This is a genomic window from Turicibacter sp. T129 (assembly GCF_025594975.1).
Taxonomy (GTDB): domain Bacteria; phylum Bacillota_I; class Bacilli_A; order MOL361; family Turicibacteraceae; genus Turicibacter; species Turicibacter bilis.
In genome coordinates this window covers 36,370-52,058 of the sequence record NZ_JAMQUU010000014.1, presented here as the reverse complement: position 1 = coordinate 52,058, position 15,689 = coordinate 36,370, and the positions used below count along the sequence as shown (strand labels likewise).

The following is a 15,689-nucleotide window of genomic DNA, read 5'->3' as shown; positions in this document are numbered from 1 at the left end:
TTTGAGTCGCAGAAAGTATCAATTGATCTCCAGTTCATATCTTAAAAATTTGTTGAAATCAGAATTGTTGACTCTGTTCCGGCGACAGAGGTGATAACCCATTCACCATCTCTACGCCTGACATCTGTCCAGTATGAGTGATAACGTTACAACTTAAATAAGAATTATTGATCTTGGCCACCAACTCTTCAACTAGTTTTGTCGTAGCAACCCTATCCGTATCTCCTTGTCCTATGACCTATGGAATTTGAACCTTACTCCATTGATGAGAAAGATTAATCATCCATCTTTCATTTGTTATCGGTATAAAAACAACAATTTTTCTGTCTATATTTTCTGTAGTAATAATAACTATCACTTATCATATTGGGCTGTTTATGACCGATTGGTGTTCGTTTTTCAAACAATTCAAAACCACTTTTCTCAGCAACTTTACATGATGCTATATTCTCACAATCAATTGTTAGTATCATATAATCTAAAGTCGAGACATCCATGCACCAATTAAACAATGCAACTAAACTTTCTGTTGCATATCCTTTTCCCTGATATTCTTCATCAATAAAATAGGCCATTTCGACTTCATTTAAAGTATCCTCAAATCCCATTCCTACTGTTCCAATTAGTAAATCATTCTCTTTTAGCGCAACGGCATATCTTTTACACTCATACATATCTGTAGATTCTTTTTGTGTTTGATGCCAATCAACATATCCAGTTAATGATTCTGCAGAGGGTATATGTTCAGACCAATCCCTCATAAATCGAATCACTTCCTTCTGCCATACAATTTTAAATAATTGTTCTTTATCTTTTTGTTCTAAATCTCTTATGACTAATCTATCTGTTTCAATTCTCATCTCTGTTTCCCCGCTTACTTTATTAAATTTGTTACTTCCCATCCAAAAAATATAATTCCTAACGCGCTATCCTATATGAATTGACATGTTTTTAAATCCATCACTTACATTAACAACAGATGTGCCTTTTGTCAAATCACGTATGCCATATTGATTGTTCCATGGATTTGAAACGACTGCCCCTTCTCCTATCTCTATATCAAAAGGTCCATTGATAATGTTTAAGTTGAATATCTAGATCACATGGTGTTGTATCTCCTGATGGATGATTATGAAATGCCATAATACTAGTCGCATTTGATACGACTTCTCTTGAATGGACAATCGCTTTATTGAGTGGTCTAGTGATACGAATAGTGGGTGGTTCATGTTTAGTAGTCAAACAAGCAATGATGAATTGTTCTCTATCCCAATCTTGAAGTTGCTCCTTTATCTAAAAATCTTAACTTTCATATACAACACAACATGCGTCTGATTTAAAGAATATCTGATTTATTGTTATGCTGATTACTTTAATTTAAAAGTTAATTTCACTGGATTGTGATCACTATACATAAAATCAGCATCAATGTTCTCAGCATTCGCTACAATATTATCTGAAATAATAAACCCATCTAATATCGTCATGTAATTAACACCTTTTATATATGGAATATCAGAAGCCCTACATGTTGCAACTTCTAAATTATTACTTGCATTAACAATCTTCATTCCATCAGGCAATTCTTCATCACTTAGACTATTTACCCAACTAGGAACTAATTGTTCAGATGAAAAAGCCTCTTCATCAATATTTAAAACATGATTAAAATCACCACCTACAATCACATAATTTCCTTGATCGTATTCTTGCTTCATCATTGTATTAAGAAGTTCAAGTTGTTTAGCACGAATCATCCCATCTTCATCATAAGCAGACATATGATTATTAATTAAGACTAACTCTTTGCCATTACCAACTTCATACCGAGTAATAACAAAACATCTATCTAAATCAAAAAATTTAGCCAAAAAGCTATTATCTACTGGATAGCTCATTCGTTTTGCTGAACTGATCTGATATCGAGATAACGTCAGTAATCCCGATTCTACACTTCCATGAGGTTCATAAAAAGGATACAACATATACGGTGCATGAAAATTAAGAGCAAAGACACGACCATAATGACTTAACGAATTTTCAATCATTTCTTTTTGATTAATCTGATAACTACGTGTTGCCTTTACATCAACTTCCTGCAATAAAATAAAATCTGTCGCTAATTCATTTATTAAATTAATAGACCCTTTCGTATTTTTTAAAACATTTTCTTGACTAATTCCTCTTGAAGACTTCCCCGTCATCACGTTTCCATCTTTCATAGTTCCTACATCCATGAAAAATGAATACTGTTGATCATACGCTCCAAATCCAATGTTATAGGTCAGTATAGAATACTCGGTATCTTTTTCTAAAATAATCTTTTGATTATTTATAACTTCTAATGACAAATCATCTTCTATCCGATAATATGAGTTATTGATATAAACGATATAACTACACACTAAAATGACAAGTAATAAAAATAAACTTAAAACAACAATCAGAAACTTTTTCAGAACTTCTCTCATCCCTACTCTCCTAATACTTTTTGCCTATTCAATGTCAATTATATGAAACAGAATAATTATAAATTCTACATGATCTTAAAAACTGTCTAATTCATTTCAACCTATCCAAACCTCGCCATACGACAGTATGTGAGTGGGCAGATTGACTATTTAGTGATCATTCTGTTCTGAGATAAAAAATAGGTTAATGATGTGTTGACATGATTAGCCTTTCTATTAATGATTATGTTTCTTTTGACATTAAAGTTTGATTAATTCTTATAGCAGAATTGAACCTGATGATGAAAAGACCTGTGGTGACATAAAGCACTCTAGGTTGTTTAAAACAGATAATTTAGATTTAAATACCTTTTTTTGAATAAAAATAGAAATATAACCCATAACATAATTGTAAGTTTAAAACTTGCTATTCCAAAAACTCCTTATGTTATAAATTCCCTTTCATCAAACAACTGATTCCCCCTATCAGTTGTTTTTTTATGTCTTTTATTCTTAATATATCCCGCTACTAGGATCGTCTTCTCTTAAACATCAAACTAAATATCAAGGCACTCGCCACCACCATTCCCTACTAGTTGAGGATACATTTACTTCGTAAATGGCAGGGGTCCCACACGCTAGTATGTGGACATAGGTGACTTGAATATTTAGTGATGACCTTGTTTAAGTATGGGTTCCCTGCGCTAAGTACGAAAATCTTTAGATTTGAGTCTTAGCTATCCTCCTCTGGTAGGGTATGGAAGATAAGAAAAGGCTAATGATGCGAGTGCATGATTAGCCTATCCAGAGATTGAATATAGGGTAAAAAGTATAATCAATATATTGTAAGCCTTATATTACAATTGTTTGATTTTATTATGTATAATCAAATAATATAATCAACCTTAAAATAAAAATAACCATATCTAGTTATTAAAAACTTGTATATGGTTATTTTTATACTTTTTATTACAAGGCTCTGTTAGCCAACTTCATGATAAATAATATATTTTAGTTCGTAGTTGTTATATAATACGAAATACATATGTTTTTGATATCATGTAGATAAATAGGAATTTGTATAGATATTAAGAAAGTGGAAATTATAGGACAAAAGATTTATGTTATACAATTTTTATAACATAAATCTTTTGCTACGATACGTTGCGTTAAGGAAAATAACGATTTCTTGTACCTTTGAGTTCCATAGGCTACTGTGAAATTACTACAATAAGTTTATGCAAGTCTTGCTTTGGATGGAAAAATGCAGGAATGGGTAGATGCAGAGAATAGTATAGAAGTTTGGTAATTCACTAAGAACATGGGGTGTTTGTAGCACCCCATAATTATTATACTGCAAATTTTTCTTGGTTAAAATTAAATAAACAATTCACATTCTTTTCTAACAGTGCAAGCTTTTTTTTCCCTGCATAAATACGAAAATCTTTAAATCTTAAATCACATATTCGGGAACCATCAACCAATTCAACTTGAAATGAGGGAACGCGAAAATCACTATTTCCATATGCAGGATACTCTTGGGGGAGCGTATCCAATGAAAAAGTACGGTCCTCTGGATTCGGATTGGCACAAAATCCTCTATCATATAGTACAATATCATTACTTTCATGATAGTGTTCAATTCTTCTGCCCCAATACAAGTGGGCTAGATATCCCCCATTAATGACCTTCATAATATAACTAACATGTTTATTCCTTAAATGAAAACATCTTGTCCTCTCATCATAAATGATATCCATACCTTTCCTCCTACTACTAAAATAATTACCTACATGCCGATTATAAAACGCTATCGTGATGGTAACAAGAGTAAAAAAAGAAGATAACAGGTAATATCTTGCTATGTTTTACAGTTCTATCTTTTAGTCCTTACTATTGTTTCGTGATGATTCGATAAACAATAGCTTCATAAGGACGTAAATTAATGCATTTGTTAAATACCGGATAGTCATCATAATTTGCAATTAAAACTTGTCCATCTCCTTCTACTAATTTATCTGGTAAAGATATCTGTAATCTATTTCCATAAAAGTTGCAAATTACTAGAAGCATTTCCTCTCCAAATTTTCTTAAAAAGGCAAACACTTCATTATGCTCTTTTAAAATCAATTCAAACGTTCCATATTTAATAATATCCATCTCACGTCTTAGCTTAATAAGTTTTTGATAAAAATAAAAAATTGAATTACGATCGGCTAAAGCATTTTGTACATTAATGTGAGGATAATTTTCATTTACACCAATCCAAGGTTGAACATTAGAAAATCCAGAATACTTTTCACTATTCCATTGCATAGGAGTTCGTGCATTATCGCGTCCTTTTGCATAAATTGAAGTCATAATTTCATCCTTACTATAGCCATTAGCCAATCTCTCTTTGTACATATTATGAGTTTCAATATCTTTATAATCTTCAATTGATTTAAACTTTACATTAGTCATCCCTATCTCTTCTCCTTGGTATATAAAAGGAGTTCCTTGTTGCATATGTAACATCACTGCCAACATTTTAGCTGATTCAACCCGATACTCTTCATCATTGCCCCATCTTGAAACCATTCGTGGAAGGTCATGATTATTTCCAAATAGGCTATTCCATCCCTTTCCATATAATTCAATTTGCCATTTTTCAAAGGTTTCTTTAAATTTAATAAAATCTAGTGGAGCTAGATCCCACTTGCGTTTTCCTTGCTGTTTATCAAGTGAAATCACCTCGAATTGAAAGATCATGCTTAATTCTTTTCTTTTAGGATCACTATATAATCGCCCTATTTCTGGTGTTGCTCCCCATGTTTCACCGACAGTTAAGGTTTCATAATTTCCAAATGTTTTTTCATTCATCTCTCGTAAGTACTGATGCAACTTTGGTCCATTAGTAGTAATCAAATGGTCAACATCCTTTCCGATTAAATCAATAACATCCATTCTAAAACCACTAATCCCTAGCTCTAACCAAAAATTCATCATTTCATAAATTTTCTCTCTAACATGCTTATTGCTCCAATTTAAATCAGGCTGTCGTTTATCATGTAAATGAAAATAGTACTGTCCTGTTTGCTCATCAAATGTCCAAGCACTTCCACCGAAATTAGATTTTAATTCATTCGGGACTCCTCCATTTACCGGGTCCCGCCAAATGTAAAAATCACGGTAAGGATTATCTTTCCCTTTTCTTGCCTCTATAAACCATTCATGTTCATCCGATGTATGATTAACAACTAAATCCATAATAATTTTGATTTCTCTACTCTGACATTCCCTAATGAGTACCTTCATATCGCCCATGGTTCCAAACTCATTCATAATTCCTTGATAATCGCTAATATCATAACCGTTATCAACATTAGGTGATTTATAGACAGGACTTAACCAGATCACATCAATCCCTAACTCTTTTAAATAATCTAATTTACTAATAATCCCCTGTAGATCACCAATCCCATCGTGATTTGTATCCATAAAACTCCTAGGATAAATTTGATAAACAACTGATTCATGCCACCATTTTTGCTCCATAATACTCTCCTACCTTTTAAGAATGATCATTTACAATCTATAAACTGTTATTGTATGATGAGTAATGCAATCATAAATCATTACCACTATTTAATAGTATAATCCAGAAGAAAACGATTCACTTGCAATATTTTCTTAATAAATAACATAATTTTGACTTTATCAAAGGAGTGATGATATGAAAGATACCCGATTAAAAGAGAAGTCTTCACATGGTGATTCTTTATTTCCTTTCCAACTCTATCGACATTTTAATAAAGATGGAAACTATTCAGTTAATTCTCACTGGCATAATGAATTTGAAATCATATACGTTGAAAAGGGAGAATTTAAAATCCTTAAAGATAGTCATCTGATTAATATAAAAGCAGGTGAATTACTTTTCATTAATAGTGGGGAAATCCATTCTATAGAAGATATTAGTAACTCTGAATCCATTCATCATGCCATCGTCTTTCATCCCAACTTTATTAACACCTCTAATCTAGACTACTGCCATATTAATATTCTTGAACCACTTATCAAGCAAAGCATAAAACTCCCCTCCACCATTAATTCCGATTCGATACAAAACTCGAAAATAATTAATGAGATTATTGATATCATTGATCGCTATACTTCTAGAACACCAGGCTATCAATTAACAATCAAAGGATCTTTGTATAAGATTCTTTCTTATTTAGTTGAAAATAATAGCTTTATAGCTTCTAATACTATTGAAAAAAATCTAGATTACAAACTACAGTTACTTAAAAAAAGTGTCACCTATATTCATCAAAACTACCAACAAAAAATATATATCAAGGACTTAGCTCATGAAGTTAACATGAACTCACAATACTTCTGTCGCTTTTTCAAATCGATGACTGGGAAAACACCTGTAGACTTTATTAATACCCATCGAATTGAGGAGGCAACCCTTCTCCTATCATCAACAGATTTAAATATTACAGATATAAGCCTAAAGGTTGGTATTGATAACTTTAGTTACTTTAATAAACTATTTAGACATTACAAAAATTGTACTCCCTCCGAGTATCGCAAAAACCCTTCTAACCCCATTAAAAGATAATTTGAGGAGCGTTACCAACATAACCTTCCAATAGTTTAAATTCATCACTGTATTCCTTTATACTCCTTTAATAAATTCATCGATAGCTCTTCTATAAATGTTTAACTACTCCATCTTCTCTCAATTTCATAATTTAGAGTTGATGAACTTGCTCTTTTTAGTAGGATGATACATGCGTTTAGTAAAATATCTAATTTATATCCATATTTCTATAAAGGCAAGAATACCACAACAGCATGAGTTCATTTCGTTTTAGTTCTCTTAGTTTTCTTAAGATATCGATTTCTTCCGTAATTAGAAGATATGCTTTAGCTTTATGATTAAATCCACCAATAGCTGCCTAGCCAACTGTTGAGGAATTTAAAACTCTATATACAATGGTATACCCTTTATTTTTGTGGACTACTCTCCCACACTATGAGCCATCTTGCAGCTAACATTAATTGGCAACGCTCCACCCTCAGCACGAGGTGGACATACTAGCAAGATTGAATGTTTAGCAATTGCTATATTCATGAGAATCCATCCATTATAAAAGGCTAATGATGTGTCAACGTGATTAGCCTTTTCATGTTCTTATGTTTTTTCGGAGATTGAAGCTTGTGCCTATCTTGTAGTGAGATGTTTCTGATGATAGAGATAATTGCTACTGATGAACAAAAAATCATCTGGTAGCGGGACTGGAATCTTTTAAGGTTTTGTGGTTATTCTCAACTACTAGGGCTTGATTCTTAGGTCTATCAAGGAAACTTTTCTTAAAGATGGCACTTTATTTCATATTTCACAATAGGAAGAATTCATTAGAACCCTTCATCACAGAAAAGTTCATGACATTCAATATCAAAAATATCTGAAAAAGAGATGAGAGTTCCTTGCCCCATCACAAGGATGTTATGGTAATCATCAATCTTTTTCACATAGCCATCCGTTGTCAAATAAGCACCACCCGTTTTTTTTTCATCGTGTTGAAAATAGGTGATTGTGACCCTTGGTCGATTTAGGAGATGTTCCTTTAAAAGTTGTATCTTCTCATTCAGTCTGTTGATGGATGATTCATCTAGTTCTACCTTATCCGCCGTTAGTCTTGCAACTTCCCTCACTGCCCTGTCATGTCCAGTTAGTGCCGCAAATGGAGCGAACTGCGCGGCACGATGACTATTTAACATAGGGGGATGGTTTTTAGATTTTTGATAGGGCAGATGTAGTATATCGCTATATTTATGATTCATAGGTATTCACCTCATTCTTTGTTTAGGCTTTATGACCGCCAATTTGATTATTTCTATCTCTTGTAGTTGCCCCTTCTTCCAAATTCATTCCTTTAAGAATCGCATTTTTTCCAAACTTTTTACGAATAGATAATAGTGCTTCTTGTTTCTTACGTTCCTTTTTAAGAGTAGCCTCTTTCTTTTTTTGCTTCTGCTCAATGATACTGTAATCGGTAAACAAATCAAGTTGCTTCGTGGTTGGGATTGACTTTACTGTCTCCTCATCTACCACATGATTAAACACCACCGTTAACCGCCTCACTAAAAGCTTCTGATTCACGATTTGATCAAATAACTCCGTTATCGCTTTCATAATCAGTGTGGTTGAGGACGTGTGACCTTCAAGCTTTCTTGAACCACGTGCACGCTTTGGAATCTTTCTTCCATATCGGTCTACGGTCACCTCTTCGATATAATCCCTTGCGATGTTTGGATCAGCTAAACTCTCCCTATCATAATCAATCACCAATACGATGTGATTGGTGACTAACTTTTTCTCAACCAGTTCAAGCACAAGAGAATCCGCCATCTCACGAACAACTAACCTCGCTTTATTAGCTGGATAAGCACTTTGCAAAATCTGTCCTGAACTGATACTGCTATTTTCAGGTTGATAGGCTTTAATATCAGCCATGGTACAAGGTTCCCACCCCCAGGCATGGTCAATTAATAACTCGGCATGAACACCAAATAGCTTATATAATAACTTTTCTCCCCCCTCCGATAAAGACATTCTTGCCACATCTCCCATCGTATACATCCCATGGGCCTCTAGCTTCGTTGCATAACCTTTCCCAACACGCCAAAAGGACGTGAGGGGCTGATGATCCCATAAAAGCCTTCGATAAGTCATTTCATCAAGCTCGGCGATACGAACACCCAATCGATCAGCGGGCATTTTCTTCGCCACAATGTCCATCGCCACCTTACACAAATACAGATTAGTTCCAATTCCAGCAGTAGCTGTGATACCTGTTGTTTTTAAAACATCATGAATCATGGTCATCGCTAAATCATAAGCGCTCATTTGATACATCTTAAGATAATGGGTCGCATCAATAAATACCTCGTCAATACTGTAAACATGTATATCTTCAGGTGCAATATATTTCAAATACACCTCATAAATTCGAGTACTGTACTGGATATAATGTGCCATTCTGGGCGTGGCAACAAGATAAGATACCTCTAAGTTGGACGAATTCATCAACTCCGTCTGATCATACGACGCACCAACAAAAGTCTGATGACTTGCGTCCTGTTTACGAGCATGATTAATTTCTTTAATCTTCTGCTCAACCTCAAATAAACGAGGTCTACCGGAAATACCAAAAGACTTAAGGGAAGGAGAAACCGCAAGGCAGATGGTCTTTTCTGTCCGACTTTCATCGGCAACCACGAGATTAGTCGTCATCGGATCTAATCCTCGCTCATGACACTCAACGGAAGCATAAAAACTCTTAAGATCTAGTGCAATATATACCCTATCTGCCATGCCATTTCCTCCTTTCTTTATTCATTATTATAATCAAAAACGAACAAATGTTCAATAAAATTAACGAATTTAATTCCAAAATTAACTAAAAATTCATTTCCCCCACTTCTAAAGAATCTTTACCTCTTTTAAAACACACAGCGGGATACAAAAAAAAGCATCACGTAGTAGACGAACTTCATGATGCCAATTGTTATAAATCCTCTTTTATTATTTATTTATAATCCAGTGAATAAATTTAGAAATCGACGTCAATAACATTAGGGTGCTACTCCCCCCTAGCACTTATAAAAAAATTTACTTTCTACTCTTCCTTATAATTAGATATTTACATTAAAGTAAACCCTAATCGTTGCTCCCCCCTGCAATCATTAGGGCTTTTTTCATACTTATACATATTTTTAATGATGAAAATGTCAGGTAATTTCCCGCTACGATAAATGACCTTCGTTAAATATAGCAACTAAATATCAAGCCACACCACACCCGACGTATACAATAGGCGGGTGACTCGGTGGGATTGATCATTTAGTGACTCTTTCTTTTGGGGATAAGATTTTATCTTTCCTTGTAGCGGGATGCCTATGGTTATTTCAATCCCCTTTTAGATCCCTAGCACAATAAAAAGCATCGATACCAAAACCACAGGTGTTCCTGTCGTTTTGATTTTCTTATTGTTCATGCTACATCGATTTCTTCCTTAATCAGAAGATATTGTTTAGTAATGAGAGTAAATAACCGTTCAGAGCCTTCCGTTTACGGATCCTGACTGAACGGTTATTTGCAGACTTTGTATTTATAGTTTTCTTGATAAAGATAAAAGCCCCAATCGTTGCCTTGCAACCGTTGAGGCTTTTATCAATTTCTAGGTACTAAGCTTTATTCTTTATCCACAACGAAAACTCTCCCGCTACGATGAATGACCCTTATTAAATACAGCAACTAAACATCAAGCCCCACACCCTAACCATACGCAAGGATGGTAGCACTGGGGATTGATGTTTGAGTAGTTCTTGTAGCGGCATGCCTATGATTAATCTGAATGCTTTTTAAATTCATCCTCAAAAAATCATTGATACCAACACCGCATTTATGCCGTGTTGATTTTCTTATGGTTTGTGAGATAATCTTCCACTTGGAAGAATGAGCCCTTTTTATGAAGTCTTAACTGTTTAGAAAGTTAAAATTAGAGTCATGAAGCGCTAATCGTTGCAAAGCAACCGTTAGCCGCTTCATGAAATCTAGGTACTAAGATTACCACTAAGTATAGAAATGATTTTCCCGCTACGATGAGTCATCTATATTAAATATGAAAACTAACCATCAAGCCCTAATGGCCCCAACATCAGCATGATGTGGGCGTATCAAGGGATTGATGATTAGTGATCTCTCTCTTTTAGATTAAAAATCTAATGAGAAAAGGCTAATGACGTATAAACGTGATTAGCCTATCCATGCTTTATTATATAATTTTATATGGTAACTACGAATGAATTGTGATATACTATTTATGTAACGAATTAAAAAGTTATAACTTTGATTGTTATTTCTCTTTTAGTTAGTTAGTTTGTTTGTTTTGTTTGTTGAAGAACAGCCTAGTCAACTGTTCTTCTTTTTTTATGTCTGAAAACTGAAAGAAAAAGCCTAGCTGTCATTAGCTAGGTTATTTTGATAAATTAACAGCAACTGTTCTATCGTTGCCTATTGAATATCATGACACGATATGCAAAAATACCGTTTAACTTTTCTAGTCCTAGTTTTATACGTGGATATTTCCCGCTACTTAATGAACTTTGATAGATAGAGTATTTCATCAAGAAACACGTGCATCTTGTATAATAAGTATCTCCCTCTCCTAACAAAAAAACGCCTTAAAAATAGCACCCACACGCCGTACATCGTAGGCGTACGGTGACGTTTTTTAATGGCGTTCATTTTAGTTATAGGCTCTTTTTTCTTGTATGAGAAGATTAATTTGATAAATAATAGCCCCTGTTAAATAAAGAATATAAGATGATCTTCCATCCCCAATCGTTGCCTTGCAACCGTTTGGGATGGAAGGTCCTCTTTGTACTAAGGTTATATCTAAGTATCGTAATCCCGCTACTAGCAATTATCTTTGTTAAGTGGGCAACTAAACATCAAGCCCTCACTGCCCCACATCAATAGGATGGGGGCGTAAAAAGGGATTGATGCTTAGTGATCATCTTTGTTTGTAATAAAACATCCAATAAGAAAAGGCGAATGATGTGATGAACATGATTCGCCTATCCATGCCTTATTGTGTTTCTTTAGGTGAAATGCAATTAGATAAATTCTTGTAGCGGGAGGCTTGTGGTTATTAGGATAACTGCCGTTACAGGCGGCACTTTAAAATCCCGCTACGATGAGTTTTTCAGATTAAATATAAAACTAAATAACACATCCACTTGGATGTAGGCATGAGTGGATTGATATTTAGTGATACTGTTATTAGGGATAAATGTAGTTAGAATGCTTCATGGTAGCCGAATATTCCATGTTTATTTCTAGCATGTTTTAAATCTATTACAAAAGATCATGGATACCAAAACCACATGAATTCATGTCGTTTTGATTTTCCTATTTTTCTTTTTATATCAATCTCTTTATTAATAAGAAGATACTATTTAGTGGCGGGAGTAAATAATAGTTCAGTTTCTTCAATACTGAACCGTTATTTACGTTCCTTATATTCATAGTTCTGTTGATGATGATAAAAGCCTCAATCGTTGCCTTGCAACCGTTGAGGCTTTTATTAATTTCTTGGTACTAAGGTTTATTCTTTATCCACAACGAAAACTCTCTCGCTACGATGCAGTCTCCTCTATTAAACAAAAACAGCTAAACATCAAGCCCCACACCCTAACCATACGCAAGGATGGTGGCACGGGTGGATTGAATGTTTAGTGATGACGTTGTTTAAGTATGGATTTCCGCTAAGTACGAAAATCTTTAGATTTGAGTCTTAGCATAGGATAAGAAAAGGCTAATGATGCACTTGCATGATTAGCCTATCCATTTACTTATTGTTATTTGGAAGCATTGAAGTTTCATCAGGCATGGTAGCGGGATTACACATGATTATGAAAATACCTGTTGTGACATAAGGCACTCTAGTTTTTTAAAACACATGATTTCTCTTTAAATCTCCTGCTTTTGAATAAAAGCAGAAATATATTCCATAACATAATGGTAAGTTTAAGACTTGCTATTCCCAAAACTCCTTATGTTATAAAATCCCTTTTATTAAACAGCTGATTCCCCTCATCAGTTGTTTTTTTATGTCTTTTATTCTTAATACATCCCGCTACGGCAATCACCTAAAACATTTGGGATGGGTACTGACCCATCTCCACGATAATATTCACATCCGGAAATTTTACAGGGAATTGATAAAACAAAAACCATTATCTGAGTTCAGATTAAATGTGATTTGGGATAATGGTTTTTTCTTTTCCTACGTTATCAATTTAAATCAGACAATTAGTTATCACAAATTAAGTCATTGATTTTTGTTTACTTTATATTAATGAATATCTATTAAATAACTTAAATTTTATAGCTTGCTAATTGTTTGATCATAACTGGATCTGAATGTGAGAAGAACTGGCTTGAACCAACGTTTAATGTTGCGATTGCAGTTTTATCTTCATCTGTTAATTCAAAGTCAAATACATTGATATTTTCAGCCATACGTTCTGGTTTAACTGTTTTTGCTAATACTATGACATCTTGTTCAACTAACCAACGAAGGATAACTTGTGCAACTGATTTTCCATACTTTTCACCGATTTTTGTCAGAACAGGATTTGTAAAGATTCCATTTTGTCCCTCAGCAAATGGTGCCCAAGCTTGTGGTGCAATTCCTTCTTCACGTAAAGCGGCAATTATTTCTGTTTGTTGTTGAAATGGATTGATTTCAATCTGATTAATAGCAGGTGTTACTTCATTAAAAACAGCTAAGTCAACTGCGCGATCAACTGCGAAGTTTGAAATACCGATAGCACGGATTTTTCCTGCTTTATACAATTCTTCCATTGCACGCCACGCACCGTAAACATCGTTATATGGTTGATGAAGTAATAGTAAATCAACATAGTCAGTATCTAATGCTTCAAGTGATGCTGTGAATGATTTCATAACCCCTTCGTAGCTAATATTTTGAATCCAAATTTTTGTTGTAATAAACAACTCTTCACGAGCCACATTAGATTCTTTAATCCCGATACCCACTTCACGTTCATTCATATAGCTTTGCGCTGTATCGATATGACGGTAACCTGCTTTAATCGCATCTTTAACTGCTTGTGCCGTATATTCTGGTTCAATTTGGAATACACCGAAACCTAAAATTGGAATATCTACCCCATTATTTAATTTTACTGTTTTCATCATTTATTCGCCTCCTGTAATTTGTTTCAATCAAATTTACAAGTATTACTATAGACTATGGAGTAAACTCTATAGCAACTAATTTTTTCTTAATTCCCATAATTTTTCAATATCTTCTTCTAATATCTTACCATTTTTAAATTTTGCAAGATGCTCATCATAAGTCTCGATTTTATAAGCAAGTAAATCACGAGCTTCTTGAATTTCAGCTAGTTTTTTTTCTACTTGTTCAAGCTGATCAATTAAAATCTGTTTTTGTTTTTTCTCTACGTCAGGGTTATCCGCCTCATGCTCTTTTGCAAGACGAGCAAACTCTTGTAAAGAATCAATTGTCATTCCAGCCTTTCTCAAAGTTTTGACAAGAAAAATCCAGTTTAAATCGCTCGTCTGATAGTCACGATATCCTTGTTTATTTCGTGTAACTGCTGGAATGACGCCAACTTTTTCATAATAGCGTAAGGTATCAATCGAAAGATTGAACATTTCTGATACTTGTTTTGAGTTCATCTGTTTCACTTCCTATCATTTACTTCTGTATTATAAACACTGGAGTGAACTCCATAGCAAGCGAATTATCTATTATTAATCATATTTTACACGTATATCCAAAAATTAACAACAATTGATCTATAAAGGCAATAGTGATTGAATTAAATCACTTTTACTAGTTCTCTATCTTAGATGATGATAAAAGCCCCAATAGTTGCCTTGCAACCATTGAGGCTTTTATCAATTTCTATGTACTAAGATATATTCTACATTTACAAATAATAATATCCCACTACTATAATCGCCTTCTCTTAAATAGCAACTAAATATCAAGGCACCTGCCACCACCATTCCCTACTAGTTGAGGATACATTTACTCCGTAAATGGCAGGTGACCCATCACCCCATACAATCTTTTGACTTCATCAGGTAATCCCTCTCTTGCACTGTAAGCCAAGTCACAATTTCCTCTTAATTTGTTTTCCATTTTCACTTCCCCTTTCACATTGATCGTTATAAAAAAAGCCATTCATTTGAACGGCATAAAAGAAAAATATAAGAGACTTTCTTGAATTTTTAAAAATAGTAATGAGTATATGGTAACGGTTTATCTCGTTACATTAATGATAATATCCTGATTTGTGCTTTCATCCCAGTAAGATTCAATCGCTTAAATTATATATCAAATCTTTATTTGACTGATTAATTGGTTGTTTTATTTGCTTGGCCGTTGGAGATTAGATATAAAAAATATTTAGAGTATTGTCTAATTTTTTAATAATATTATTCCAGTGCGTTTAAAAAAATACCCTAGTAACAATTGATAACGATAAGATCTGATCCTAGAAAACTAAACAGTTCATTCTCTCCTTATATCCCCTTGTATGTGTATAGCACATCAGTAGAACACTAAACATCATTGCAAACTCGGGGAGTTTGCCACGTAACCTAAAACAAAGTGGACC

General features: G+C 33.9%; 10 protein-coding genes. 1 reads left to right on the top strand and 9 read right to left on the bottom strand.

Features of this window, described 5'->3' with window-relative positions:
- Positions 1–290: 290 nt before the first annotated feature.
- From NEH75_RS01765 to NEH75_RS01745, 5 genes are all read right to left on the bottom strand, one after another.
- A complete protein-coding gene (locus NEH75_RS01765) occupies positions 291–902 on the bottom strand; it encodes a GNAT family N-acetyltransferase (protein WP_202966264.1) in 612 nt (203 codons plus the stop codon).
- 157 nt (positions 903–1,059) lie between these two features.
- Complete coding sequence (locus NEH75_RS01760) at positions 1,060–1,293, bottom strand: JAB domain-containing protein (RefSeq protein ID WP_082427778.1); 234 nt, start codon at positions 1,291–1,293, stop codon at positions 1,060–1,062.
- 74 nt (positions 1,294–1,367) lie between these two features.
- Positions 1,368–2,471, bottom strand: coding sequence for an endonuclease/exonuclease/phosphatase family protein (locus tag NEH75_RS01755; protein ID WP_055304130.1), 1,104 nt, complete (start codon positions 2,469–2,471; stop codon positions 1,368–1,370).
- Between the two features lie 1,328 nt (positions 2,472–3,799).
- Positions 3,800–4,210, bottom strand: a complete 411-nt coding sequence (locus NEH75_RS01750; protein WP_055304132.1) for a glycoside hydrolase family 36 N-terminal domain-containing protein — start codon at positions 4,208–4,210, stop codon at positions 3,800–3,802.
- 133 nt (positions 4,211–4,343) lie between these two features.
- The gene (locus tag NEH75_RS01745; RefSeq protein ID WP_055304135.1) at positions 4,344–5,987 is read right to left on the bottom strand and encodes a glycoside hydrolase family 13 protein; all 1,644 of its coding nucleotides are present in this window, start codon (positions 5,985–5,987) and stop codon (positions 4,344–4,346) included.
- Between the two features lie 178 nt (positions 5,988–6,165).
- Here NEH75_RS01745 and NEH75_RS01740 point away from each other — a divergent pair, with 178 nt between their 5' ends.
- A complete protein-coding gene (locus NEH75_RS01740; RefSeq protein WP_055304137.1) occupies positions 6,166–7,059 on the top strand; it encodes a helix-turn-helix domain-containing protein in 894 nt (297 codons plus the stop codon).
- A gap of 800 nt (positions 7,060–7,859) precedes the next feature.
- On the opposite strand, the gene NEH75_RS01735 is transcribed toward NEH75_RS01740, so the two are convergent.
- The 4 genes from NEH75_RS01735 to NEH75_RS01720 form a co-directional block, all read right to left on the bottom strand.
- Entirely contained in the window at positions 7,860–8,288 is a 429-nt protein-coding gene (locus NEH75_RS01735; RefSeq protein WP_055304139.1) for a hypothetical protein, read from the bottom strand.
- Positions 8,289–8,310: 22 nt separating this feature from the next.
- Positions 8,311–9,822: a DNA methylase gene (locus tag NEH75_RS01730; RefSeq protein ID WP_055304141.1), complete on the bottom strand. Its 1,512-nt coding sequence runs from the start codon at positions 9,820–9,822 to the stop codon at positions 8,311–8,313.
- A gap of 3,570 nt (positions 9,823–13,392) precedes the next feature.
- On the bottom strand, positions 13,393–14,235 hold the full coding sequence (locus tag NEH75_RS01725) for an aldo/keto reductase (RefSeq protein ID WP_055304341.1): 843 nt from the start codon (positions 14,233–14,235) through the stop codon (positions 13,393–13,395).
- A 78-nt stretch (positions 14,236–14,313) separates the two neighbouring features.
- Positions 14,314–14,742 carry a MerR family transcriptional regulator gene (locus tag NEH75_RS01720; RefSeq protein ID WP_055304143.1) on the bottom strand — a complete coding sequence of 143 codons (429 nt, stop codon included), beginning with the start codon at positions 14,740–14,742 and terminating at the stop codon, positions 14,314–14,316.
- Between the last annotated feature and the right edge of the window lie 947 nt (positions 14,743–15,689).

Coding starts and splice junctions, on each gene's coding strand:
- NEH75_RS01765 (WP_202966264.1), bottom strand. CDS start 902: ATGGGAAGTAACAAATTTAATAAAGTAAGCGGGGAAACAGAGATGAGA.
- NEH75_RS01755 (WP_055304130.1), bottom strand. CDS start 2,471: ATGAGAGAAGTTCTGAAAAAGTTTCTGATTGTTGTTTTAAGTTTATTT.
- NEH75_RS01750 (WP_055304132.1), bottom strand. CDS start 4,210: ATGGATATCATTTATGATGAGAGGACAAGATGTTTTCATTTAAGGAAT.
- NEH75_RS01745 (WP_055304135.1), bottom strand. CDS start 5,987: ATGGAGCAAAAATGGTGGCATGAATCAGTTGTTTATCAAATTTATCCT.
- NEH75_RS01740 (WP_055304137.1), top strand. CDS start 6,166: ATGAAAGATACCCGATTAAAAGAGAAGTCTTCACATGGTGATTCTTTA.
- NEH75_RS01735 (WP_055304139.1), bottom strand. CDS start 8,288: ATGAATCATAAATATAGCGATATACTACATCTGCCCTATCAAAAATCT.
- NEH75_RS01730 (WP_055304141.1), bottom strand. CDS start 9,822: ATGGCAGATAGGGTATATATTGCACTAGATCTTAAGAGTTTTTATGCT.
- NEH75_RS01725 (WP_055304341.1), bottom strand. CDS start 14,235: ATGAAAACAGTAAAATTAAATAATGGGGTAGATATTCCAATTTTAGGT.
- NEH75_RS01720 (WP_055304143.1), bottom strand. CDS start 14,742: ATGAACTCAAAACAAGTATCAGAAATGTTCAATCTTTCGATTGATACC.